Raw genomic sequence first — 24508 nt, forward strand, 5'->3', positions numbered from 1 at the left:
CGTATTATCCTTTTTTTGCATAGAGAAAAGGGGAATAGAGGGAAGTGTTATCTTCCCTCTATTAAAATATTTATTTGATTTTCTTAAATACAAGCGGCTGCGTACTTAACATAGCTGGTACATGTAACTGAAGGGATGGGAATTCACCACTTACATTCATTTCATAAGCGAATAATAAACTCATTTTCATTTGGAATAAATCAACTTTTGCAGAGAAGATGTCGTAATGATGATGAGCTAATTGAATATCCATCTCCATAAATTGTACATATAACGAATCATCTCGTTTGTATACTTGTAATGTTCCATATGCAGGATGCTCGAAAGTACCGGTATAATCCTCTAACTTGTGAGAAGGTGTAGTCCCTTTAATTTGTTCAGGAATGGATTCAGTTGCTTCTTTCATCATTTCCTTCATTTTTTCAGTATCTTCTACAGCACGTTTATGCCAATCAATGGATTCTAATTCAAGTAGTTCGTCATAAATTTGATTAGCGAGATAAGTAGGTAGTAATGTGCCTCCAGCATTCGTTAAAATAACAAGGCCTATGTTTTCTGTTGGTATGAATGAAACAAGTGCTGAAAACCCATCAATATTACCGCCATGATGAATTACCTTATTACCACGGTAAGCGCTAATAAACCAACCAAGACCGTAACTATTTAATGGAGATTCCGGAAGTGATAAAACTGGTTGATCTGGAATGGAATTATGTGGTGTATACATTTGTTGTAATAATTCAGAGGAGATTAATTCATGATCTCCAAATTTCCCTTCGTTTAAGTGAAGAAGGACCCAATTTGCCATATCTTCAATTGTAGAATTAATACACCCAGCAGCGCCGACTGTATCGATGTTATGGAATGGAACTTCTTTTAGTTTACCGTCATTTTCAACGTAAGGTAATGCATAATCATCTGTATTTTGTGAGTCTGTAACAGAGAAGTTTGTTTGATCCATATTTAAAGGCTCTAAAATATGTTCTGCAACATATTGTTCCCATGTTTGATTCGTAATGTTTTCTACAATATAACTAATTGTCGCATACATTAAGTTGTTATAAAGAAATGCTGTACGAAACGGAGCATCAAGTGGTAAATATTTTATTTTTTCAACGAGATCTTTTCGAGATAAGGAAGAGCTATACCAAAGAGCCTCATGACGGCTTACACCAGTTCAATGAGAAGCTAAATCTCGTCCGGTAACTTGTGAGCTAGCAAGTAGTTCAGATAAAGAGAAGTTGGGTATATAAGTCTGGACAGGAGTATCCCAATTAAACTTATTTTGTTGTGCTAACAAGCTTAATGAAAGTGTACCAAAAGCTTTCGTTGAGGAACCGATTGCGAACCGAGTATTCGGTGTAACAGCCTCTTTTGTCTCTATATTACGATAGCCAAATCCTTCTGAAATAATGACTTCACCATCTTTTATAACAGCTATAGCAGCTCCAGGCACGTTTAAATCCTTCATCATTTTTTCAACCGTTGTTTGTAAAGAAGTCATAACAGGCGTTTCAATTTTAGACATACTTCAAACCTCCAAATATAAATTTTGTTCTACCGCACTATACTTTCGGTAATAGAAAATGAAAACCTTTATAAATATGGAAAGTTAATAATTTTGTAAGAATGAATGAAATTATTATTTATTTAGAATTTTATTTTTATTATAATTAATTTAAATTAAGTTTTAGAAAAGATGGTGAAGAAGTGTGCTAACAATAAAGAGAATGCTTTGCGATAATAAAAAAAATCCAATTGGTATAGATTCAAAAGTTGTTACATTGAGTTGGCAACTTGAGTCGAGTAACCGAAATGTAAAACAACTTGCTTATCAATTGCAGGTTGCGAAAGATAGAGATTTTGAAATTATAATGTTTGATTCCCGAAAAGTAGAAACAGGTCAAAGCTTACATATACCAATCAATTCATTTTCATACAGAGCAGAAACGCGTTATTTTTACCGAGTAAAGGTATGGGATAATTACGGAGAAGAATCATCTTGGTCAGAAGTAGCATTTTGGGAGACTGGATTACTAGGGCAAGATAACTGGAGCGGGAACTGGATTGCTGCGAAAAAAGAGCGCACGCAAGTTATGTCTTTTCATAAAAGTTTTTCTATTAAAAAACTAGTTAAAAAAGCACGTTTATATATCACAAGTTTAGGATTATACGAGGCTTCTATAAATGGTGAGCGTATTGGAGATTGTTATTTTACCCCCGGATGGACAAGTTATGATAAGAGAGTACTGTATCAAACGTATGATATAACGCATTTATTAAAGGGTGAGCACAATACTATTTCGGTTCTGCTAGGTAATGGATGGTATAAGGGACCACTTACCATGCATCATGTGCGTAATTATTACGGGAAAAGACGAGCAATAATTGCTCAATTACATATAACGTATGAAGATGGAACGAAAGAAAAAATTGTAACGGATGAAACATGGAAGGTAACGCCAAGCCCAATTTTGTATTCGGAAATTTATGAAGGAGAGGTTTATGACGCTAGACTAGAAGAAAGTGATCAAGAGCTAGAAGATGTTGAAGTAATTGAGCATTCCAAACAAATAATTGTTGCGCAAGAAAACGAAGCAATTCGTAAAATGAAAATTATTAAACCGATTTCTATTTCAAAACTACCGAATCACGAATGGCTCATTGATATGGGGCAAAATATGGTAGGTTGGGTTCAATTTACAGTCCGTCATGTTTATATTGGCCAAAAGATAGAATTGCATCATGCTGAAATATTGAATAAAGACGGTAGTTTTTACACCGGAAATCTCCGAAAGGCAAAACAAAAAATAGTGTATATAGCAAAAGGAGAAGAAGAGGAAAGGTTTGAACCTCATTTTACATATCAAGGCTTTAGGTATGTGAAAATAAGTGGATTAACCCAGCCGCCTCAAATAGCAGATTTTGAAGGGGTTGTATTACATACGGATATGGAAAAAGCGACTGAATTTAAAACGTCTAATCCATTAATCAATCAACTTCATCATAATGTGGAATGGTCTCAAAGAGGGAACTTTTTTGATGTGCCAACAGATTGTCCGCAGCGAGATGATCGACTTGGATGGACCGGAGATGCACAAATGTTCATTGGGACAGCTACGCAATTTATGAATGTACAATTGTTCTTTAAGAAGTGGCTCCAAGATTTATCATTAGATCAAAATGTTAATGGAGCTGTGCCTTTAGTTATTCCAGATGCTTTTGGGAAAAGAGCGGATTTTGATTTACATACTTCTGGTGGTTGGGGCGATGCAGCAATTATATGCCCATGGGTTCATTATTTACATTACGGAGATGTATCGATTTTAAAAGAACGATATGACAGTATGAAGAAGTATATAGATTACATACGTTCACAAGGTGAGAACGAGTATTTATGGGATACAGGCTATCATTTAGGGGATTGGCTCGCATTAGATACGAAACCAGATGTATATGAAGGCGGAACAGACAAGCATTTTATTGCGACAGCTTATTATGCGTATTCTACATCGCTTTTACGAAGAATCGCTGAGATTTTAGGTAAAAATACAGATGCTAAGTTATATGCAGAGTTACATGGGAATATTGTTCAAGCATTTCAAAATGAATTCGTTACACCAAATGGTAGGTTAATTTCAAATACACAAACAGCCCACATATTAGTACTTCTTTTTGAACTAGTGAAAGATGATGTGAAGGAGAAAGTATTTAATCGCTTAATTGAGCTGTTAAAAGAAAATAAAAATCATTTAACAACAGGTTTTATAGGAACACCGTATTTGAATTTAATATTAAGCAAGTTTAAACGTCATGATCTTGCTTGTAAGCTGCTATTTCATGAAGATTATCCATCATGGTTATACCAAGTGAAAAAAGGGGCCACAACGATTTGGGAACATTGGGATGGCGTGAAAGAGGATGGAACACTTTGGAATGATAGTATGAATTCTTACAATCATTATGCATATGGTTCTATCGTTGAATGGATATACCGATATATTGTTGGATTAGAAGTGGATGAAATAAAACCTGCATATAAACATTTTTATGTACAACCACATTTTGATTCGAATATAGAATGGGTTAAAGTAAAACGTGAGACAGCTTATGGAGAAATTAAGATTGAGTGGCGGGTAGAAAAGGAACAAGCCTTTTTACATATTTCTGTACCAACTAATACAAGCGCTACATTACGGATAGACGAAACAAATTGGAAAACAGAACATGACGTTGGAAGGGATTTAGGATCAGGCGATTATAAATTTACATTTTGTAAAAATATATTGAAGTAGAATTCTGTTTATATAGAAATATTTTTTATTCATTAGGATTATTTAATTCACTGTTTTTCATGTTATGATAAATTTCATATAAGATTGAAAGAAGGTTTTACTACATATGAAACAAGCTGAATATGAATACTTAAATTTATGCCGCCATGTAATGGAGCATGGTACGAAGAAAGAAGATCGTACAGGGACAGGCACTGTATCTGTATTTGGATATCAAATGCGTTTTGATCTAAGTAAAGGTTTTCCTTTATTAACGACAAAGAGAGTGCCGTTTCGCCTTGTAGCAAGTGAACTGCTTTGGTTTATGAAAGGTGATACAAATATTCGTTATTTATTGCAGCATAATAATAATATTTGGAATGAATGGGCATTTAAGAGCTGGGTAGAAAGCGATGAGTATACTGGTCCTGATATGACTGATTTCGGTCTTCGCTCACAACAAGATGAGGAATTTAAAGTACAGTACGATGAGCAAATGGAATTGTTTAAAAAGAACGTTTTAGAAGATGATGATTTCTCAAATAAATATGGTTATTTAGGTGACGTATACGGAAAGCAGTGGCGTGCTTGGAAAACGACAGCTGGTGAGACACTTGATCAATTAAAAGATGTAATTGAAATGATTAAAAAAACGCCAGACTCCCGTCGCCTTATTGTTTCTGCTTGGAATCCTGAAGATGTACCAAGTATGGCATTACCGCCTTGTCATACGCTATTCCAATTTTATGTAGCAGAGGGCAAACTTTCTTGTCAGCTATATCAAAGAAGTGGTGACATATTCCTTGGAATTCCATTTAACATTGCAAGTTATTCACTGCTAACACATTTAATTGCACATGAATGTGGTCTTGAAGTGGGAGAATTTGTTCATACAATTGGAGATGCACACATTTATACGAATCATTTTGAACAAGTAGAAAAGCAATTGGCACGTGAACCACGTCCATTCCCGAAACTTACATTAAATCCAGATGTGAAATCTGTATTCGATTTTGAAATGGAAGATTTAACGATTGAAGGATATGATCCACACCCAGCAATTAAAGCACCGGTTGCAGTATAATTGTAGAGGAGATGAAAAAATGATTGTTTCATTTATGGTCGCAATGGACGAGAATAGAGTAATTGGCAAAGATAATAATTTACCTTGGCGTTTACCAAGTGAATTGCAGTATGTAAAGAAAACAACGATGGGCCATTCACTTATTATGGGCAGAAAGAACTACGAAGCGATTGGTAGACCACTGCCTGGAAGACGTAATATTATTGTAACTCGTAATGAAGGGTATCATGTTGAAGGTTGTGAAGTAGCACATTCTGTAGAGGAAGTGTTTGAACTATGCAAAAATGAAGAGGAGATTTTTATTTTTGGTGGAGCGCAAATTTATGATCTCTTTTTACCTTACGTAGACAAGTTATATATAACAAAAATCCACTACGCATTTGAAGGTGATACATTCTTTCCAGAAATGGATATGACAAATTGGAAAGAAGTTTTTGTTGAAAAAGGTTTAACGGATGAAAAGAATCCGTATACGTACTATTATCATGTATATGAGAAACAACAATAATAATAAGGATTGATGTGAAATTCACATCAATCTTTTTATTTGTATTCAATAATATAAGTTTATAGATGATATTCAATAGTGCTATAATGAAATCTAGCATGTAAAAATGCTAAAATTTTCAAAAGTATTCATATAGAAAGAGGAGGAGAATTGATTGAGAAAGATATGGGGGATTCTTTTTCTTTGCTTAACGTTCATGTTAGTTGGATGCGGTAAAGAAGAAAAACCACAAGAAGCGTTTGATACATATACAAAAGCATGGAATAAACAAAAATTTGCAGAAATGTATGATCAGTTATCAGAAAAGGCAAAAAAAGATATTTCGAAGAAAGAGTTCACTGAGAAATATGAAAAAATTTATTCTGGCATTGAAGTGAAAAACTTAAAAGTAGAAGCAGGAGAAGTAAAAGAAGATAAAAAAGATGAAGGTCCTGTTCCTTTTAAAGTAAGTATGGATACAGTCGGTGGTAAAATCAATTTTGCCCATGAAGCAAAAATGGTGAAAGAAAAAGATGGAGATAAAGAATCTTGGAAAATAGATTGGACTCCTGATTTTATATTCCCAGGTATGACAAAAGATAGTAAAGTGCGTATGCAAACGACAGAGCCAAAACGTGGTGAAATATACGATCGTAATGGAAAAGGTCTTGCAACGAATGGGAAAGCTTCTGAAATTGGAATAGTTCCAGAAAAATTAGACGATACTGCTCCGCAAACGAAAGAGACAGTAGCGAAGTTATTAAATATGTCTGTAGAAGAAATTGATCAAAAACTAGCTGCTAAATGGGTAAAACCAGGGTATCTCGTACCAATTGGAATTTTGCCTGAGGGGGCAACGCAAAATACGTACATTGATTTACCAGGTGTTTCAACAAAACCTGTAAATGTTCGTACATATCCGTTAGGGGAAGCGGCAGCTCATCTGACTGGTTATATTGGAAAGGTAAATGCTGAAGATTTAAAAACGCTACAAAAGAAAGGCTATCAAGCTGATGATCCAGTTGGTAAAGCCGGTTTAGAGCAAGTATTAGAGGAAAAGCTACGCGGTAAAAAAGGTGGCCGTGTCTTTGTAGAAGATGCGCAAGGAAAAGAAATTAAAAATTTAGCAAAAACAGATGCTGTTGATGGAGAAAATGTAACTTTAACTATTGATAGTGCTGTTCAAGAAAAAACGTATAATGAAATGAAGGGCGAAGCTGGTTCAAGTGCAGCAATTAATCCGAAAAGTGGAGAAACAATTGCACTAGTAAGTAGTCCAGCATATGATCCTAATATAATTGCACGAGGGACATCGAAGGCACAACGCGAAGCATGGAATAATGATCCGAAAAAACCGATGACGAATCGATTTACACAATTATCAGTTCCAGGATCTGTATTTAAGCCTATTACAGCTGCAATTGGTCTTGAAACGAAAACGATTGATCCAAAAGAAGAGTTGAAAATTGAAGGATTAAAATGGACAAAAGATTCTTCTTGGGGTAATTATTATGTAACACGTGTGAAAGATGCAAATCCGATTGATTTGGATAAGGCGATGAAATACTCGGATAATATTTATTTCGCACAAGAAGCTTTGAAAATCGGAAAAGACAAGTTTATGAGTGAAGCGAAAAAATTCGGATTCGATGAGAAATTAACAATTGAATATGGATTCCCAGCTTCTAAAATCGCAAATGATGGTATTAAAAATGATATTCAAATGGCAGATACAGGATATGGACAAGGACAAGTATTAATGACTCCTCTTCATTTAGCTTTAACGTATGCGCCAATTGTAAATGATGGAACGATTCCATCACCGTATATTATTAAAACAGATAAACAACCAAAAGCTTGGAAAGAAAATGTAATTTCTAAAGGAAATCAGGATATATTAAAAACTGCTATGACGAAAGTAATTAATGATCCAGACGGTACAGGGAAAATTGCTAAAATTGATGGAATGACTCTTGCTGGAAAAACAGGGACAGCGGAATTAAAAGTATCGAAAGAGGCCGAAGGAAAAGAACTAGGCTGGTTCGCTGCATTTGATTTGAATTCACCAGATATGGTCATTACAATGATGATTGAAGATGTAAAAGGTAGAGGCGGAAGTAATATTCCAGCTGAAAAAGTGAAACATGTGTTTCAAAAATAGAAAATGATGAAGACTATCTCCATGGAATGTGGAGGTAGTTTTTTGTTTCACCAAAACGTATTGAAAAGATAGTGTTTATTAACTTACGAAAAAAAAGTAGCTATTTTTTATTGACATTGAACATAACTTTTTGTATTATACTTACATAAGGTAAGTTATTTACTTTCGAAATATAAATCTCAAATTAAAGATAAAATGTGTAAAAGGGAGAGAATACAATGACAAAAGTACTATTTATTACAGCAAATCCAAATTCAGCAGAAGGTTCTTTCGGAGTGGCAGTAGGGGAAGCTTTCATCGAGGCTTATAAAAACGAACATCCACAAGACGAAGTTGTAACAATTGATTTATTCAACACTACAGTCCCAGCAATCGATGCAGATGTATTCGCTGCTTGGGGTAAATTTGCAGCAGGTGAAGGTTTTGAAACTTTAACTGAAGTTCAACAACAAAAAGTTGCAGCAATGAACACAAACTTAGAAACATTTATGCATGCAGATCGTTATGTATTCGTAACTCCAATGTGGAACTTTAGCTATCCACCAGTAGTAAAAGCATACTTAGATAACTTAGCAATCGCAGGTAAAACATTCAAGTATACTGAAAATGGTCCAGTTGGCTTATTAGAAGGCAAAAAAGCACTTCACATTCAAGCAACAGGTGGCGTTTATTCTGAAGGAGCATACGCAGCTGTAGACTTCGGCCGCAATCACTTAAAAACAGTATTAGGATTCATCGGTGTAAATGAAACTGAATACATTGCAGTTGAAGGTATGAATGCAAACCCTGAAAAAGCACCAGAAATTAAAGAAGCAGCAATTGCTAATGCTCGTGAATTAGCAAAACGTTTCTAATATAGAATACTTAAAAATGTCCAAGCACTTGCTGTTTGGACATTTTTTCTTCTTTTTCCTTCGTTTGTCTAGTATAATGAAGGTCGGAATGATAATAGGTGGGGGTTCTGTATGATTCAAACGTTTTTTAAAATCTTTTATTTAATTTTAATCGTAATTGCGATTACACCGAGAATGTGGCGTCTGAAAAGACAAGTAAATACGATGTCGCCACAAGAAAAAGATAATGTTGTGTATAAAACGACAAATTGGTTTGGTAAGAAAATGGTACGTGTAGCTGGTGGGGCAATTGAAGTAAATGGTCTGGAAAATGTTCCAAAAGATAAGCCGGTACTAGTTGTAAGTAATCATCAGAGTAATATGGATATTCCTGTTTTACTAGGTTACTTAAATAAACCAATTGGATTTGTTTCAAAAGCAGAGATTAAGAAGTTTCCAGTTGTACCAACTTGGATGGAACTTATGAATTGTGTATTTATGGTTCGTAATGATCGTCGTCAATCTCTTCAAGCGATTAAAGATGGAATTGAGCTGTTAAAGAACGGGCATTCTATCGTAATCTTCCCAGAAGGGACGAGAAGTAAGGGTGGCGAAATTGGAGAGTTTAAGGCTGGGAGTTTTCACCTTGCAGTAAAGTCAGGTGTAGCAATCTTACCTGTAACGTTAGATGGTACATATAAAATGTTTGAAGCGAATGGAAACCGTATGAAACCAGCTCATGCAACAGTAACAATTTCTAAGCCGATTACACCTGAAGAGTATGCGAATATGGATATTAAAGAATTAACGAAGCATACACAGGATGTTATCGCATCACAATTACATAAGTAATAAAAAAGGTTTCAGCTTAATATAAGCTGAAACCTTTTTTATGCTGTAGGTAAGACATAAAAGAGTACGCAGAAGAACATCATCGCACTACCACCTAAAACGAAAAGATGCCAAATGGCATGATTGAAAGGTAACTTTTCCCAAAGGAAGAATATAGCCCCTACAGAATATAAAATTCCACCTGCTAAAAGTAGTGAAAAACCATGTCCAGTTAGATTTTCATAAAGTGGTTTAATAGCAACGATTATGAGCCATCCCATTATGATATAGCATAATGTTGATGCCTTAATAAAGCGACGTACAAAGAAAATTTTGAAGATGATACCTCCGAGTGCTAGTGTCCATATAATAGCGAGTAACGTCCAGCCTAATGGTCCGCGAAGCGTAATAAGTAAAAAAGGAGTATATGTGCCAGCGATTAATAAATAAATGGCTGAGTGATCAAGTATAGTAAATAATTTTTCTACTTTTGGATGATGAATGCTATGTAACAAGGTCGAAAACAAGTACAGTAAAAACATGCTTACACCATAAACCGTAAATGCAACTACAGCAGATGCGGTACCATGCTTAGAGGCATGAATAATTAATATAATTAAGGCAGGGATGCTTAAAATGGCACCGATACCATGTGTAATTGCATTTGCAATTTCTTCTTTCACAAAATGCGTCATTCGTGTCATTTTTTCAGTCATAATACAAATCCTTTCTACTATCATAAAATAATATGCCATTTCCCTTACCATATCATACACAAGGGCAATAGAAAATGAAATTTGTATAATTGATTATATTTTTGAATTTTTTTGACAAAAGGCAATGGATTTGTTGACGTTTTCAAACTTTTTTGACAAAATAAAATTATGCAATAGTAGGACAAGGAATCTACTAATAAAGGGGATGGAGAAATGTTTTCAAATATTGGCTTTCCAGGATTAATTTTAATTTTAGTAGCTGTACTCATTTTGTTTGGGCCGAAAAAATTGCCAGAAATCGGAAAGGCTTTAGGGGAAACGTTAAAAGAATTCAAAAAATCAACGAAAGAATTGACTGATGATGCATTTCAAGAGAAGGAAAAGAAAGAAAAAATGTAATGAATTTTCCTCGAAATGGATAAATAAAGTGTGGTGAACGAGATGGAAGATCGGGAAATGAGCGTAGTAGAACATATTGTTGAGCTTCGCAAACGAGTAATATATACAGTACTATCCTTTGTTCTATTTTTAATTATCGGATTTACTTTTACGAAGGATATTTATTTTTGGCTAGTAAAAGATTTACCAATGAAATTAACTGTTCTCGGTCCAAGTGATGTATTATGGATTTTTTTCTCGATTGCTACAGTATTTGCTATCGTTTGTACAATTCCTTTTGCTGCTATACAAATTTGGTTATTTGTAAAACCGGGTTTACATCCAAATGAACAAAAAATGACAGTAATGTATATACCGGTATTGTCTATATTATTTATTGCAGGTTTATGTTTTGGATATTTCGTTGTAATGCCGTTTTTATTTCATTTTTTAACTACGATAGGTAATGAAATGTTTAATACGATGTTTACGACAGAAAAGTATTTTCATTTTGTTCTTAATTTAACAGTTCCATTTGCTGTAATTTTTGAATTACCTGTAGTTGTCATGTTTTTAACGAGTATTGGACTGTTAACGGCGGAATTGCTAATAAAAATAAGAAGGTATGCTTACGTAGCATTGATTATCATTGCATCGTGTATATCACCGCCGGATTTTTTATCACATAGTTTAGTAGCGGTACCACTTATTTGTATTTATGAAATTAGTATCGCTTTATCAAAGATTGTCAGTAAGCGGAAAAAGAAAAGAGAAGGAGAAATACAGTCGAAAAGTGCCTCGTTATAAAGGCACTTTTTTTATTTATTTGTTATACTTTAGACATAAACGTATACAATATATAGAAGAAAAAAATTATAGAATCTCCAAAATTTAGACAAACTTTGCACTTTGCTAAGTTTATACTAAAATTATTAAGCAATATACGGATAACGGGATTCCTGTCTGATCGGATATTTAGGACGGAGGATGAATAGAGTATAAATCTTCTAACCAAAAGGACTACAGGGATTGACTAAGGATACTTTTGTATTCATAGAAGTCTCCACTTTAAACAACGTGTTTTAGCGTAAAGTAGAGGAAGTTCAAAAATCCAATGAAAAAGAGGATTGATATTGTGATTACGAAAAGTTTTTATTTCACTCATTCAACAGGGGATTGTATTAAAATATTCGAAATCCCTGTCCTACAGGCACAGCATCCATTATCGTTTCTAATTCAGTCTCGTCTTCAATTATTTATTGCAAAAATTCAAAAACAAAAGCACCCAAGATTTTCGTATTCTTTCCGTGAATATTTGCAAAATTGTTTGAAGTGGAATGATTATTTAAATGTATATAAAACAAATACCCTTGAAAAAAATGCATGATACAGAGTACGGACAGGGTTAGTAAACTCTGTCTTTTTCATTTTAGGTATAAAAATATAATTAATTTGGTGAAATTTGTTCGAAATTGTTGAAAGCACAGGGAATGCTAGTATAATAACAAGGAGAGCGTATTGGAAAGGGAAGAATATAATATGCAAAAAATTAAAATTGTAACAGATTCAACTGCAGATTTAACGCAGGATGTAATCGAAAAGTATGGCATTCATGTGCTACCATTATCAATCTCTGTAAATGGACAAACATATTTAGATCGCGTTGATTTACAACCTGATGAATTTATTGAAGAAATGATCAAATCAGAGGAATTACCAAAAACATCACAACCGGCAATGGGTACATTTGTAGAAATGTATGACAAGTTAGGTGAAGATGGAAGTGAAGTACTTTCCATTCATATGACAAGTGGAATGAGTGGTACTGTGGCAACTGCCAATAGTGCTGCATCAATGACCGACACAAAAGTAACAGTTGTTGATTCTCAATTTATTACACATGCTTTAGCATATCAAGTAATAGAAGCTGCAAAAATGGCAAATGAAGGACGCTCACTAGAAGAAATTTTAAAACGTGTAGATGAAGTGAGAAAGAATACTCGTTTATATGTAGTAGTAGATACATTAGAAAATTTAGTGAAGGGTGGGCGTATCGGTAAAGGAAAAGCGTTTATCGGTTCGCTACTTAATATAAAGCCAATTGCTAGCCTTGAAGATGGTGTTTATAACCCTGTAACGAAAGTGCGTAGCCAAGGTCAAATTGTAAAAACGTTAGCTAAGTTATTTGAGGAAGATACAGCTGGAAAAGTTGTAAAAGCTGTTGCAATTCCGCATGCGAAAGCAATTCCTTTAGCTGAAAATGTAAAAGCGGCTGTTGAAAAAGTGAGTGGATTTGCTCAATCAGAAATTTTCTTTACAACGCCTATTATTAGTACTCATACAGGTCCGGGTGCAATTGGATTTATGTATTTAGCAGAGTAATAAAAAAGCTACTTGAAATGAATTTTCAAGTAGCTTTTTTTATGTGAATAGAAAGTAAGAAATAAGAAGGGTTATACAGGCACTCCCGCTAATGATATAGCGAGTCTGTAAATATTCATTCATAGAAAACACCCACTGATTAAAGTTTTACTTTATGATTTTCTATAGTGTATGTTGGATATAGAAAATAAGTAGTTACGTTATACGTGTAATGTTTCAATTTTTTCATTTACTTGCTTACCGTTTGTTGCGTTATTATAAGTAAAGGTTTGGCCTAAAAAGAGTACATGCAGTTGTTCCCACGGTAACATACGTAAATTCCAATTATTTCGAAGCCTTGTTACTGCCTCGCGGGGTGTTTCATCGGCGAGGGCAAAAGCTCCGTAATGCATCGGTATAAAGTGTGTAGCGTTTAAATCTAAATAAGCTTGCACTGCCTCTTCAGGTGAAACATGAGATGCTTTCATAAACCACTCTGGTTCATAAGCGCCAATTGGCATAAGGGCAATATCAATTGAAAAGCGTCTGCCAATTTCTTTGAAACCTTGGAAATAGCCACTGTCACCACAAAAATAAACGGTTTCTTTCGTTAGTTCATTATTAATAATCCATCCACCCCAGTGAGATGTATTCATATCAAATAAGGATCTTCTCGTCCAGTGCTGAGCAGGTACGAAGTGAAAGGAAACATCATTAATGATCGTGTTTTCCCACCAATTATACTCTTCTACACGAGTAAATTTTTTGCGAGTAAATAGTTTTTTCAGTCCAATAGGTACAAGGTATAAAACATCATCATTTAGCTGGCGAAGCGATGAAAAATCTAAATGATCATAATGACCGTGTGAAATGAGGACAATATCAATTTTAGGTAGTTCTTGTATAGAAAGACCAGGTTCAGTAAGTCTTGGAACTAATTTTAATTTAGTAGCCCATACTGGATCTGTTAATATATTCAGCCCATTCGTTTGGATAAGGAATGTGGAATGACCAATCCAAGTTACAGACGTCTTTTCAAAGTTGTTTTGTAGGAATTTACTTTGTTTAACAGGTGATTGTTCTACTAAAAAAGAAAAATCCTTTTTATTTTGTTTTCGTTCTTTTCGCCAACGTATAAAGGAACGAATTGATTTTTTTGTACTCACATTATCCATGTTTTCATAACGTTTTGTCATGAACATCACCTCATTTAAAATCGTTGTAATTGTATTGTACCGAAATGTTGTTAAGGAATACAGTGTATAACATGGATGAATGTTTAAGGAATTGTTAAAAAATAGGGGGATGCGTTTACAAAAGTAACAATAAAATTAGTTTTGCAACTTCTATTTAGAGAAATAATAGTAAAAAAATAAATTTTGTCTAGTAATTGGCTTGAAATAAAGAAGTAACATACGTAAATTCGTACGATTTCGTGAACAAATGTAGTAAACAATTTTCTCGTAGTGTTAACTTTTGTTATGATAAACATAACCTATTTAAATTTAGGATAGAGAAAAGAGGTTTATAAATGAAGCGTTATCAAAAAATAATTGGTCTTATGGTTGTATTTTGTCTCTTTGTACTTGCTGGATGTAGTGGATCGGGTTCAAAGCTTCGTAAACCATTGAATTGGGATTTAGAAACTTTCCAATTTACAAATCAAGATGGAAAGTCATTTGGTACAAAAGATTTAAAAGGGAAAGTTTGGGTTGCTGATTTTATGTTCACAAATTGCCAAACAGTTTGTCCGCCAATGACTGCCAATATGGCAAAACTGCAAAAGATGGCCAAAGAAGAGAAATTAGACGTTCAGTTTGTTTCGTTTAGTGTAGATCCAGACCTTGATAAGCCGGAGAATTTGAAGGCTTTCATTCAAAAGTTTACAGAGGATACTAGTAACTGGAATTTATTAACGGGTTATTCATTAGAAGATATTACAAAGTTTTCAAAAGATAATTTCCAATCACTTGTAGATAAACCTGAGGATGGTCAAGTTATACATGGTACATCATTTTATTTAATTGATCAAAACGGAAAAGTAATGAAAAAGTATAGTGGTATTAGTAATACGCCGTACGAAGACATTATACGTGATATGAAGAGATTAGTGGATTAAAAAGAAGGGTGCATAGCACCCTTCTTTTTTTACATTAGTCTATGGATAAAATGTCATGTTGTTGTGGAAGTTTTGGTGCCCGAATTTCTAACACGCCGTTTTGATACGAAGCTTTCGCTGCTTTTTTATTAATTGAGTACGGTAATTTAATCAATCTTGATGCTTCTGAAATGGAACGTTCTCGGCGATAATAGTTATGAGATGTTTCTTCCTCGACCTCTTCAAGTATCTCTTCTTTTACAGAGACTTTTAAGTATTCACTTTGTATTTCAATTTGAATTTGTTCTTTTTGTATACCTGGTAGTTCAGCTGTAACAACGAGTTCTTCACCAACTTCATATAAATCTACGGGGAATGTTAATAAACGATTTCCTTTTTGGAAAAAATGATTTAAATCAGCGATTACATTGCGAAGTGGTGTTTGCTCGAAGAAATCATCAATTTGCTTTAAATAATTGCGAACCGGTGGGCGAGAAGAGTCTTTTTTTTCTTCACTCATGGTATTCCCTCCTAGAAATCAATTTGCAATATCATATGACAAAAGCGGAGAAAGGTGATTGCCTAGTTTTCATGTTTTCATAAAAAATTGTTAAAAATGTGAAATGGAGTGATTTTTTTATAGTTTTTGGTCGCCATATTCAATTGATTATGCTAGTATAAATAGGGTTGATATAGTAGTATATAGACAGAATGAAAACTGAAAGAGGGTAAGAAGTATGTGTGGTTTTGTAGGATGTTTATGTGAAAACCCTAGAGAGTTTTCAGAAACAGAAAAACATCAATTTGAAAATATGAACACGATGATTTTCCACCGTGGTCCAGATGACGAAGGATATTTTCGTGATGAACATGTACAATTTGGCTTCCGCCGTTTAAGCATCATTGACTTAGAGGCAGGACATCAGCCGCTAACTTATGAAAATGATCGATATGTAATTATTTTTAATGGTGAAATTTACAACTATGTAGAATTACGTGAAATGTTACTTGAAAAAGGTGCAACGTTTGCAACACAATCTGATACAGAAGTTATCATTGCATTGTATGCACATATGAAAGAAAAATGTGTAGACTATCTTCGTGGTATGTTTGCATTTATGATTTGGGATCGTGAAGAGAAGAAACTTTTCGGTGCACGTGACCACTTCGGTATTAAACCTTTATACGTCGCACAACAAGGTGATACTACATTCTTCGCATCTGAGAAGAAAAGTATTATGCATGTGATGGAAGATAAAGGCGTTAATCCAACGTCACTACAACATTACTTTACGTACCAATATGGTCCAGAGCCAGAAACATTAACAATTGATGTTAATAAAATCGAGCCTGGTCATTATTTCGTAAAAGAAATCGGTAAAGAGATGGAAATCCATCGCTACTGGAAACCTTATTTCAATGCTTCAAGCGCAACGAAAGAGGAGCATATCCAAGCAATTCGTGATGTGTTGTATGATTCAGTAAAAGTGCATATGCGCAGTGATGTACCAGTAGGTTCATTCTTATCTGGTGGTATCGATTCATCTATTATCGCTTCTATCGCAAGAGAAATGAATCCAAATCTTTTAACATTCTCAATTGGTTTTGAACAACGTGGTTTCAGTGAAGTTGATGTTGCAAAAGAAACTGCTGAGAAATTAGGCGTTAAAAACCATAACGTATTCATTTCAGCGAAAGAGTTTATGGATGAGTTCCCAAAAATCATTTGGCATATGGATGATCCTTTAGCAGATCCAGCAGCTGTACCATTGTACTTCGTTGCAAAAGAAGCACGTAAGCATGTAACAGTTGTTCTTTCAGGTGAAGGTGCAGACGAGCTATTTGGTGGTTATAACATTTATCGTGAGCCAAACTCACTAAAAATGTTCTCTTACATTCCTAGCCCAGGTAAGAGCGTTCTAAAAGCATTAAGTGGTGCTCTTAAAGAAGGATTTAAAGGAAAGAGCTTCCTAGAGCGTGGATGTACGCCAATTGAAGAGCGTTACTATGGAAACGCGAAAATCTTCCGTGAAGAAGAGAAAGTTGAATTAATGAAGTATTACAATGAAAGTGTTAACTATATGGATATCACGAAACCATTGTATAACGAGATTAAAGATTATGATGATGTAAGCAAAATGCAGTACATTGACATGTTCACATGGTTACGCGGTGACATTTTATTAAAAGCTGATAAAATGACAATGGCAAACTCATTAGAACTTCGTGTACCGTTCTTAGATAAAGAAGTATTTGATGTTGCATCTAAAATTCCAACTGAATTTAAGATTGCTAACGGAACTACGAAAGCTATTTTACGTGAAGCGGCACGCGGAATCGTTCCAGATCACGTATTAGATCGTAAAAAACTTGGATTCCCAGTACCAATTCGTCACTGGTTAAAAGACGAAATGCATGATTGGGCTATCAATATTATAAACGAGAGTAAAACAGAGCATTTAATCGACAAACAGTATGTATTAAACTTACTGGAAGCACATTGTGCAGATAAAGGCGATTATAGCCGTAAAATTTGGACTGTACTTGCGTTTATGGTATGGCATCAAATTTATGTTGAGCATAAATACGATACGAATAAGTTCCATGAAGAAACGAAACGTGCGTATAGCTTAGTTTAATTAGAAAAACCTTAAGATCGCATATGGTCTTAAGGTTTTTTTCATAAATAGGACGTATTATTGATACAATAATAGTAAAAGGATGGACAACATATGATTACGTTTGAAAAAGTAACTGTAGATAATGAAAGCGTTGTTAAAGAAATGTTTCGCTCACATAGTTTAACTGAGAATCAAGTACAGTATTGTGTGAAAGTTGATGATACATATATTGGTGTAATAGACTATAGTGTACAAGAGGAGAGTGCAATTTTATCGCAGTTAATTATTCACTTTGATTATCAAAGTTACGGTTATGGGACAAATACGTATTTTACATTTGAAACGATGATGAAAGAAAGAAACGTGAAAGAGATAAAGGTATTACAAACGGAATTAACAGAACAAGCAAAAAATTTCATAGAGAGCTTTGGTTTTAATGAAGAAGATGGAATATATGTGAAGAAAATATAACGATGAGTAGTTGTGCGAGATAAATATAAGGCAGGTGGATATATGACGATGACTTCTGGTCTTGTATTAATTGGAGGGTGTTTTATAGTAGCAGAGCTAATCCATATGTTCATTCGAAAAAGAATGAATAAGAAAAGAAAGCCGTATGAATTACAATATGCCCCTGTGTTTTTCCTTTTATTTTGTATGCTTATTACATTACAAAACATAACGAACTTTCCACCGCTTTTAAATATTTTTTTTAAGTTCGGTTTGCTGTATAGTAGCACTGGAATAGCCCTTTTATTTCTTTTATTTTGCATACGTTATATTCACTATCAATCGTATATATTTATTTTAAATTGGTTAAAGCACAATGATAGAAACCGCCTTACATAAGGCGGTTTTTTTATTTGTAATTGTAATGGTTTTGAAAGTTATACGTATGCTGATTTATTTAATAGTAGTTCCATATATCAAAAAACAACGAGGTGCAATTTGACATGGAATATAAATAAGTGGATAACAAGATACAGATATTTTTGTATATAAAGCTCAAAATTTCATTAAAATTTATAAAAATAATTAGATGATTTAACATATTATCTATTATTAGTATGTGGTACTATATGTTCTTAATCTGTAACGTAAGTAGGTGTATAAATTTGAAATGTTAATCAACTAGTTTATCTTAAGTGCTGACAAATAGCAGGATTAAATTTTGGGGAGGTTTCGTTTTTTTTATGTTTAATTTGGATATTTTATTTCTTGAATGGATGACCAGTGTGGAGGGAAGTGTGCTTACAATACTTTTTAAACTTATATCTAGTATTGCAAATGAAACGTTGTATTTAGTCATTATTTCGATTTTATATTGGTGCGTTTCTAAAAGAAAAGCATTTCATATGATTGTTATGCTTTGTTTCTCTGGGTATATAGGGATAGTGGTAAAAGAATTCATGAAAATCCCGCGACCGTATACATACGAAGGAATTCAGGCTTTATATGAAAAATCAGCTGCAGGTTATTCTTTTCCAAGTACACACGTCCAGTTAGCGACAACATTTTGGGGCTCTTTTATGATGTTATGTAAAAAGAGAATCATTTGGATCATTGGAATTATTTTTATAATATTGGTTGCTACTTCTCGTCTATATTTACGTGTACATTGGCTCAGTGATATAATAGGTGCCGTTTTAATTAGTGTCATAGTTGTTTATTTATATACGAAAGTAACAGAGGAATTAAGTGATAGGAAATTTATATTGTTACAACGAATTGTATTGGCAGTTTCACTCATTATGTATTTTATGACTGACCAAATAGATAATTTAAAATTACTTGGAGTTTTGACAGGTTCTACGATTGGTATCATGTTAGAGAATCACTTCATTAAAATGAATGAAAATAATAATTTTAAAATACAAGTAGTAAAAACAGTTTTAGGCCTTAGTTTCATGTTAATGATACAGCTCATACTAAAAAAAGTAATACCTGATATGTATTATGTACGTTATGCATTGACTGGAATTACAATTACTTTCTTATGTCCGTTTATGTTTCACATGTTACGGTTAAAAAGTGAATAGCAAATAAGTACAAAAATATTTTGAATAAAAATGAGGTCGAAATTATATATATTGAAAAAGTTTTCTGATATATCTATTGACAATGTATGAGATATACATTAATCTTTAAATGTTAATGAAAATCATTTTCAACTAGGGGGATTTATGACACGCACTAAAAATATTCTTATACTTTGCATTATGTTATTAATGGTCATAATTGCAGGTTGCGGTAAAGAAGAAGAGAAGAAAGATAAAGATACATCAGTAAAGGCAAAAGATTCATATAGTATAAAGCATGCAATGGGCGAAACGACAGTAAATGGTACACCAAAAAGAGTTGTTGTTTTAACGAATGAGGGTGCTGAGGCACTTTTAACTGTTGGAGTAACGCCAGTTGGAACGACAAAACCACGAGCTGGGGATGAATGGTATCCTCATTTAGCGAATGAGTTAAAAGATACGAAAGTAGTAGGAACTGAGCGTGACATTAATTTAGAGGCAGTAATGAAGCTTCAGCCGGATTTAATTATTGGAAATAAAATGCGTCACGAAAAAATATACGAGCAGTTAAAAGAAATCGCGCCAACAGTATATGCTGAAACATTGCGCGGTGATTGGAAAGAAAACTTTACGCTTTATACAAAAGCTGTAAATAAAGAAAAAGAAGGGCAAAATGCTCTTAATGATTATAAAAAGCGTATTGCAGGAATAAAAGAACAATTAGGTGATAAAATTAACTCTAAAGTTTCAATTATTCGCTTCGTCCCAGGTGATGTTCGTATTTATCAAAAAAATTCATTCTCAGGCGTTGTATTAAATGATATTGGATTTAAACGACCACCATTACAAGATAAAGATGAATTTGCGATAAAAGGAATTACAAAAGAACAAATTCCAAATATGGACGGGGACTACTTATTCTATTTCACATCTGATAAAGATGCGGATAAGAATAATGAAGGAAACACGTTAGCGAAAGAATGGACAGAAGATCCGCTCTTTAAGCAGTTACAGGCTTCTAAAGATAATAAAGTATTCGAAGTAGATGAAGTGATTTGGAATACAGCAGGTGGTATTGTAGCTGCAAACCTTATGTTAGATGATATTGAAAAATATTTTTTAAAGTAAATGAATGGTCGAGTACATCACCTTAAATGGGTGATGTACTTTTTTATTTGTGAAAATACAGAAAATTCCTTCTTTTGAGTGTGGATAAGTTGTACAATTAAATCAATTATGGAATAAAGGAGTGGGAATGAATGAAAGCTACTCATAAAGATTGGATTTTGTTTAACGGAAGAATTGTAAATACGAAGGAAGAACAGCCGATGATTCCATTAGAGGAGAGAGGCTTTCAATTTGGTGATGGTATATACGAGGTATTCAGACTATATGATGGGAAGCCACATTTATTAGATCTACATTTGGAACGATTCTTTAATTCTATGGAAGAAATAAAACTAATTCCACCTTTTACTAAGGAGGAGTTAGTGGAAGAGTTGCATCAAATGATTGAAAAAAATCAATTTCAAGAAGATGGGAATGTATATTTGCAAATATCAAGAGGTGCTCAAGCACGTAATCATGTATATGAGTCAAATATGCAACCAACATATTTTGCAAATATTGTTTCGTTTCCAAGACCAATTGCTGCTATGGAACTGGGAATAAAAGTTACGGTAGAAGAGGATATACGGTGGAAGTTTTGTCATATAAAATCTTTAAATCTGCTACCTAATATTATGATTAAAAATAAAATAAACGAACAAGGCTATCAAGAAGCGATATTAGTACGAGATGGAATTGTAACTGAAGGGTGTCATTCAAATTTCTTTATGGTGAAGAATAATAAATTGATTACACATCCGGCTGACAACTTCATTCTACACGGCATTACACGTCACTTCGTTATTACATTAGCGAAAGAGTTACATATTGAAGTAGAAGAACGAGAATTTTCACTACAAGAAGTATATGAGGCTGATGAGTGCTTCTTTACAGCGACACCACTAGAAATATTCCCAGTCGTTCAAATAGGTGATGAACAGTTTAGAACCGGCGAAAGAGGACCAATTACAAAGAAACTCCAAGTTGCATATGAAGAAAGTATTCGTTTATTTAAAGTTACGAACTAATATTGAAGAAAAAAGCTGGTATTCCTCCAGCTTTTTTTCATGATATAATTCAAACATAGGACAAGATTTGAAAACGTTGTAAAAAGGGGATTTAATGTATGAATTATGAAGATTTTAAAGAAGTAATTCACGGTAGACGAAGTGTTAGGAAGTTCACAGAACAAGAAGTATCCATTAGTGACATAAAAGAAATTATTGATTGTGCTCGTTATGCACCGAGTGATACGAACTCACAAACTTGGGAGTTCTTGGTCATTATGAACCGAGAGAAAATTAAAGAAATTGAGCAAATGACTTGGGATGCATTACATAAACTTGCGGCAAAAGCGGCAGAAAACGGAGAAGAGAAAGCAGGGAAATTACTTACCCGTTCATTTGGACCATATGCAACAGCTTTCTCAGAGGCACCTGTATTAATCGTGTGTTTGGCAACACCATATGAATCAAAATTTCGCGAAAAGATATTTGATCCAATTGCTTTTGTTCCAGATTCAGTTTGGGAAGAAGAAGGAATTAAGAGTAGCTGTTTAGCGGCACAAAACTTAATGTTGGCTGCACATGCGAAAGGGCTGGGTACTTGTCCAATGACAGGACCGGTATTGTTAGCTCAAGATGAACTACGACAATATTTACAAATTGAGTCTGAAAAACAAATAAATATGGTTATTTCACTCGGTTTTCCGAAAGATAAGCCGAAGAAACTTCCAAGAAAAGAAGTAGATGAGATTACAACATTTGTTTTTTAAAGCTTAAAATAAAAAGACATTGAATGAACAATGTCTTTTTATTTTGGACAGGTATGTAATTAATTTGTTGGGCTAAAATGATAGATAAGAGGGAATTACTATTTATTTCATAAAAAAAATTAATGTTCTATTAAGGAAAGTATGATACATTAATCGTGGGCAAGATTCTATTTGTTCATGAAAGTGTTGAAAATAGTCTTAAAATTTAAAAGTTATTTTTGTATAATAAATTATAATGAAATGACAGGGGGGATGAATTTTGAAAAAATTCATAATCACTGGATTGTCTGTATTGTTATTAGCCGGTTGCGGTGCTCCACAAGAAAAAGAGGATGCGCAATCAAAGCAGGAAGAACGAGTTGTAAATGCAAGTAATGAGAATATAGTAGTATTCCCTGAAGGTGCAGTACCAGTTGGTGAAGGAAAAGTAAAAGTTATTACACCAGATGGTACTTCTGAAAACGGCAATATACCAACTGTATTCATCAAAAAGGATACTTTAATTCAACATGTTGAATTAGAGCTTTCTAATTTTCAAAATGATAAAGAAACATTTATATTTGTAGATCAAGTATATGCAGATAAACATCAAGTCACTAGTACAACACAGACAACAGTACAATTAAAAGAAAAGACACTTGAGACAGGTAGTCATACGATTACTGCAGTTCAGTATGAAAACAATGATCCAAAAGGAAAGGTTATTAGTTTAAATCAAGCAACATTCGAAACAAAACCAGCGTCATAAGAAGAATAAAAAGTACATTACTCAAAAAGTAGTGTGCTTTTTTGTTTATACTAGAGGATGTAACAGTGAATAACTTGTTTCGTTTTCTAATACGATTAAGTAGGAAGAAATCACTTGTTTCTACTATGATAGAGAAAGAGGCTGAAGATGTGAATCGGTGTATTCGTATCGTCTTGATTATTTTAACGATGTCAGTCATTTGGTTTATGATCCAAGAGGTGACTCAAATTACGCTCAATTAACAAATTCATGATTTGTTAATAGGAGCTATTTGTTTTACCATTGTTTATCTATCATATGATAAACTCAGGTTAAGGTAAGTTTTACATGAAAAATGTAGGTATTTCATTTGAAATGTCGAATAGTACATACGATGTCGTAATAACAAATTTTCTATTGTTTACTGTGAAACAGGAGAAGGGGAGATAGTGGTTATGAAACGAGCTCTTATTAATATTGATTATACATATGATTTTGTAGCTGAAAAAGGTGCTTTAACATGCGGGAAACCAGGACAAGAAATTGAGAAGGAAATTGTCCATATAACGAAAGAATATATTGAAAATGGGGATTATGTTGTCTTTGCAATCGATAAACACGATGAAAATGATGTATATCATCCAGAATCAAAGTTATTCCCGCCTCATAATATAGCTGGTACAAATGGAAGAGATTTGTTTGGTGAATTACAAGATGTGTACGAAACATATAAAAATGCAGAGAATGTATATTATATGGATAAAACACGATATAGTGCATTTGCAGGAACAAACTTAGAGATGAAGTTAAGAGAAAGAGGAATAGAAGAAGTTCATCTTGTAGGTGTTTGTACTGATATTTGTGTTCTTCACACAGCAGTAGACGCCTATAATAAAGGATTTAAAATTGTTGTTTTTGAAAAGGCGGTTGCATCTTTTAATGAGCAAGGACATGAATTTGCCCTTGGACATTTTAAGTCATGCTTACATGCAGAAGTGAAGTGAAAAAAAGAGGCCTTTAAAAAGGTCTCTTTTT

23 protein-coding genes and 2 pseudogenes are annotated in these 24508 nt (G+C 33.7%); 21 read left to right on the forward strand and 4 right to left on the reverse strand.

Annotation, left to right across the window (positions count from 1 at the left end):
* Positions 1 to 70: 70 nt before the first annotated feature.
* A pseudogene (locus tag DT250_RS16220) lies at positions 71 to 1528 on the reverse strand (serine hydrolase).
* A 184-nt stretch (positions 1529 to 1712) separates the two neighbouring features.
* Between DT250_RS16220 and DT250_RS16225 the strand changes: the two are divergent.
* From DT250_RS16225 to DT250_RS16250, 6 genes are all read left to right on the forward strand, one after another.
* Entirely contained in the window at positions 1713 to 4295 is a 2583-nt protein-coding gene (locus DT250_RS16225; RefSeq protein WP_149213343.1) for an alpha-L-rhamnosidase, read from the forward strand.
* 106 nt (positions 4296 to 4401) lie between these two features.
* Positions 4402 to 5358 carry a thymidylate synthase gene (locus DT250_RS16230; protein ID WP_149213344.1) on the forward strand — a complete coding sequence of 319 codons (957 nt, stop codon included), beginning with the start codon at positions 4402 to 4404 and terminating at the stop codon, positions 5356 to 5358.
* A 19-nt stretch (positions 5359 to 5377) separates the two neighbouring features.
* Positions 5378 to 5866 carry a dihydrofolate reductase gene (locus DT250_RS16235; RefSeq protein WP_000637215.1) on the forward strand — a complete coding sequence of 163 codons (489 nt, stop codon included), beginning with the start codon at positions 5378 to 5380 and terminating at the stop codon, positions 5864 to 5866.
* A gap of 154 nt (positions 5867 to 6020) precedes the next feature.
* The gene (gene pbpC, locus DT250_RS16240) at positions 6021 to 8006 is read left to right on the forward strand and encodes a penicillin-binding protein 3 (RefSeq protein WP_097857123.1); all 1986 of its coding nucleotides are present in this window, start codon (positions 6021 to 6023) and stop codon (positions 8004 to 8006) included.
* 218 nt (positions 8007 to 8224) lie between these two features.
* Positions 8225 to 8860 (forward strand): FMN-dependent NADH-azoreductase, encoded by a 636-nt coding sequence (locus tag DT250_RS16245; protein ID WP_000170043.1) that lies wholly within the window; start codon positions 8225 to 8227, stop codon positions 8858 to 8860.
* Between the two features lie 111 nt (positions 8861 to 8971).
* A complete protein-coding gene (locus DT250_RS16250; protein WP_000616595.1) occupies positions 8972 to 9691 on the forward strand; it encodes a lysophospholipid acyltransferase family protein in 720 nt (239 codons plus the stop codon).
* 38 nt (positions 9692 to 9729) lie between these two features.
* Here the strand turns inward: DT250_RS16250 and trhA are convergent, their stop codons facing one another.
* The gene (gene trhA, locus DT250_RS16255) at positions 9730 to 10386 is read right to left on the reverse strand and encodes a PAQR family membrane homeostasis protein TrhA (RefSeq protein ID WP_000136880.1); all 657 of its coding nucleotides are present in this window, start codon (positions 10384 to 10386) and stop codon (positions 9730 to 9732) included.
* A 213-nt stretch (positions 10387 to 10599) separates the two neighbouring features.
* Here trhA and DT250_RS16260 point away from each other — a divergent pair, with 213 nt between their 5' ends.
* The 4 genes from DT250_RS16260 to DT250_RS16275 all read left to right on the forward strand — a co-directional run bounded on the left by DT250_RS16260 (position 10600) and on the right by DT250_RS16275 (position 13146).
* A complete protein-coding gene (locus tag DT250_RS16260; protein WP_000492443.1) occupies positions 10600 to 10785 on the forward strand; it encodes a twin-arginine translocase TatA/TatE family subunit in 186 nt (61 codons plus the stop codon).
* A 42-nt stretch (positions 10786 to 10827) separates the two neighbouring features.
* Complete coding sequence (gene tatC / locus DT250_RS16265; protein ID WP_149213345.1) at positions 10828 to 11571, forward strand: twin-arginine translocase subunit TatC; 744 nt, start codon at positions 10828 to 10830, stop codon at positions 11569 to 11571.
* Positions 11572 to 11899: 328 nt separating this feature from the next.
* On the forward strand, positions 11900 to 12151 hold the full coding sequence (locus DT250_RS16270; RefSeq protein ID WP_000629012.1) for a DUF2535 family protein: 252 nt from the start codon (positions 11900 to 11902) through the stop codon (positions 12149 to 12151).
* Between the two features lie 152 nt (positions 12152 to 12303).
* Positions 12304 to 13146, forward strand: a complete 843-nt coding sequence (locus DT250_RS16275) for a DegV family protein (RefSeq protein WP_033657798.1) — start codon at positions 12304 to 12306, stop codon at positions 13144 to 13146.
* Positions 13147 to 13346: 200 nt separating this feature from the next.
* On the opposite strand, the gene DT250_RS16280 is transcribed toward DT250_RS16275, so the two are convergent.
* Positions 13347 to 14321 carry an MBL fold metallo-hydrolase gene (locus tag DT250_RS16280; protein WP_060488628.1) on the reverse strand — a complete coding sequence of 325 codons (975 nt, stop codon included), beginning with the start codon at positions 14319 to 14321 and terminating at the stop codon, positions 13347 to 13349.
* A 335-nt stretch (positions 14322 to 14656) separates the two neighbouring features.
* On the opposite strand from DT250_RS16280, the gene DT250_RS16285 reads away from it, so the two are divergent.
* Positions 14657 to 15244, forward strand: a complete 588-nt coding sequence (locus DT250_RS16285) for an SCO family protein (protein WP_046959312.1) — start codon at positions 14657 to 14659, stop codon at positions 15242 to 15244.
* Between the two features lie 34 nt (positions 15245 to 15278).
* Here the strand turns inward: DT250_RS16285 and DT250_RS16290 are convergent, their stop codons facing one another.
* Complete coding sequence (locus DT250_RS16290) at positions 15279 to 15743, reverse strand: Hsp20/alpha crystallin family protein (protein WP_001288088.1); 465 nt, start codon at positions 15741 to 15743, stop codon at positions 15279 to 15281.
* Positions 15744 to 15960: 217 nt separating this feature from the next.
* On the opposite strand from DT250_RS16290, the gene asnB reads away from it, so the two are divergent.
* The 10 genes and pseudogenes from asnB (at position 15961) to DT250_RS16340 (ending at position 24477) form a co-directional block, all read left to right on the forward strand.
* A complete protein-coding gene (asnB, locus tag DT250_RS16295) occupies positions 15961 to 17862 on the forward strand; it encodes an asparagine synthase (glutamine-hydrolyzing) (protein WP_000333826.1) in 1902 nt (633 codons plus the stop codon).
* A 93-nt stretch (positions 17863 to 17955) separates the two neighbouring features.
* Entirely contained in the window at positions 17956 to 18315 is a 360-nt protein-coding gene (locus DT250_RS16300) for a GNAT family N-acetyltransferase (RefSeq protein ID WP_149213346.1), read from the forward strand.
* A 48-nt stretch (positions 18316 to 18363) separates the two neighbouring features.
* Entirely contained in the window at positions 18364 to 18693 is a 330-nt protein-coding gene (locus tag DT250_RS16305; protein WP_098230739.1) for a hypothetical protein, read from the forward strand.
* A gap of 344 nt (positions 18694 to 19037) precedes the next feature.
* Entirely contained in the window at positions 19038 to 19883 is an 846-nt protein-coding gene (locus tag DT250_RS16310) for a phosphatase PAP2 family protein (RefSeq protein WP_088609136.1), read from the forward strand.
* 144 nt (positions 19884 to 20027) lie between these two features.
* Positions 20028 to 20993 (forward strand): ABC transporter substrate-binding protein, encoded by a 966-nt coding sequence (locus DT250_RS16315; protein ID WP_088122016.1) that lies wholly within the window; start codon positions 20028 to 20030, stop codon positions 20991 to 20993.
* A 131-nt stretch (positions 20994 to 21124) separates the two neighbouring features.
* On the forward strand, positions 21125 to 22000 hold the full coding sequence (dat, locus tag DT250_RS16320) for a D-amino-acid transaminase (RefSeq protein WP_000648369.1): 876 nt from the start codon (positions 21125 to 21127) through the stop codon (positions 21998 to 22000).
* Between the two features lie 98 nt (positions 22001 to 22098).
* The gene (locus tag DT250_RS16325) at positions 22099 to 22746 is read left to right on the forward strand and encodes a nitroreductase family protein (protein WP_046955687.1); all 648 of its coding nucleotides are present in this window, start codon (positions 22099 to 22101) and stop codon (positions 22744 to 22746) included.
* A gap of 259 nt (positions 22747 to 23005) precedes the next feature.
* Complete coding sequence (locus DT250_RS16330) at positions 23006 to 23494, forward strand: putative periplasmic lipoprotein (protein ID WP_048541213.1); 489 nt, start codon at positions 23006 to 23008, stop codon at positions 23492 to 23494.
* Positions 23495 to 23559: 65 nt separating this feature from the next.
* Positions 23560 to 23814: pseudogene (locus DT250_RS16335) on the forward strand (hypothetical protein).
* A 114-nt stretch (positions 23815 to 23928) separates the two neighbouring features.
* Positions 23929 to 24477: a cysteine hydrolase family protein gene (locus tag DT250_RS16340; RefSeq protein WP_048541253.1), complete on the forward strand. Its 549-nt coding sequence runs from the start codon at positions 23929 to 23931 to the stop codon at positions 24475 to 24477.
* The last annotated feature ends 31 nt before the right edge of the window (positions 24478 to 24508 follow it).

It is taken from the genome of Bacillus sp. AR2-1 (assembly GCF_008368755.1).
GTDB classification, from domain to species: Bacteria; Bacillota; Bacilli; order Bacillales; family Bacillaceae_G; genus Bacillus_A; species Bacillus_A wiedmannii.

What these genes read in the sequence shown, in the direction of transcription:
- DT250_RS16230 (WP_149213344.1), top strand. Translation starts at nt 4,402, where the DNA reads ATGAAACAAGCTGAATATGAATACTTAAATTTATGCCGCCATGTAATG.
- DT250_RS16235 (WP_000637215.1), top strand. Translation starts at nt 5,378, where the DNA reads ATGATTGTTTCATTTATGGTCGCAATGGACGAGAATAGAGTAATTGGC.
- DT250_RS16245 (WP_000170043.1), top strand. Translation starts at nt 8,225, where the DNA reads ATGACAAAAGTACTATTTATTACAGCAAATCCAAATTCAGCAGAAGGT.
- DT250_RS16250 (WP_000616595.1), top strand. Translation starts at nt 8,972, where the DNA reads ATGATTCAAACGTTTTTTAAAATCTTTTATTTAATTTTAATCGTAATT.
- trhA (WP_000136880.1), bottom strand. Translation starts at nt 10,386, where the DNA reads ATGACTGAAAAAATGACACGAATGACGCATTTTGTGAAAGAAGAAATT.
- DT250_RS16260 (WP_000492443.1), top strand. Translation starts at nt 10,600, where the DNA reads ATGTTTTCAAATATTGGCTTTCCAGGATTAATTTTAATTTTAGTAGCT.
- tatC (WP_149213345.1), top strand. Translation starts at nt 10,828, where the DNA reads ATGGAAGATCGGGAAATGAGCGTAGTAGAACATATTGTTGAGCTTCGC.
- DT250_RS16275 (WP_033657798.1), top strand. Translation starts at nt 12,304, where the DNA reads ATGCAAAAAATTAAAATTGTAACAGATTCAACTGCAGATTTAACGCAG.
- DT250_RS16280 (WP_060488628.1), bottom strand. Translation starts at nt 14,321, where the DNA reads ATGACAAAACGTTATGAAAACATGGATAATGTGAGTACAAAAAAATCA.
- DT250_RS16285 (WP_046959312.1), top strand. Translation starts at nt 14,657, where the DNA reads ATGAAGCGTTATCAAAAAATAATTGGTCTTATGGTTGTATTTTGTCTC.
- DT250_RS16290 (WP_001288088.1), bottom strand. Translation starts at nt 15,743, where the DNA reads ATGAGTGAAGAAAAAAAAGACTCTTCTCGCCCACCGGTTCGCAATTAT.
- asnB (WP_000333826.1), top strand. Translation starts at nt 15,961, where the DNA reads ATGTGTGGTTTTGTAGGATGTTTATGTGAAAACCCTAGAGAGTTTTCA.
- DT250_RS16300 (WP_149213346.1), top strand. Translation starts at nt 17,956, where the DNA reads ATGATTACGTTTGAAAAAGTAACTGTAGATAATGAAAGCGTTGTTAAA.
- DT250_RS16305 (WP_098230739.1), top strand. Translation starts at nt 18,364, where the DNA reads ATGACTTCTGGTCTTGTATTAATTGGAGGGTGTTTTATAGTAGCAGAG.
- DT250_RS16310 (WP_088609136.1), top strand. Translation starts at nt 19,038, where the DNA reads ATGTTTAATTTGGATATTTTATTTCTTGAATGGATGACCAGTGTGGAG.
- DT250_RS16315 (WP_088122016.1), top strand. Translation starts at nt 20,028, where the DNA reads ATGACACGCACTAAAAATATTCTTATACTTTGCATTATGTTATTAATG.
- dat (WP_000648369.1), top strand. Translation starts at nt 21,125, where the DNA reads ATGAAAGCTACTCATAAAGATTGGATTTTGTTTAACGGAAGAATTGTA.
- DT250_RS16325 (WP_046955687.1), top strand. Translation starts at nt 22,099, where the DNA reads ATGAATTATGAAGATTTTAAAGAAGTAATTCACGGTAGACGAAGTGTT.
- DT250_RS16340 (WP_048541253.1), top strand. Translation starts at nt 23,929, where the DNA reads ATGAAACGAGCTCTTATTAATATTGATTATACATATGATTTTGTAGCT.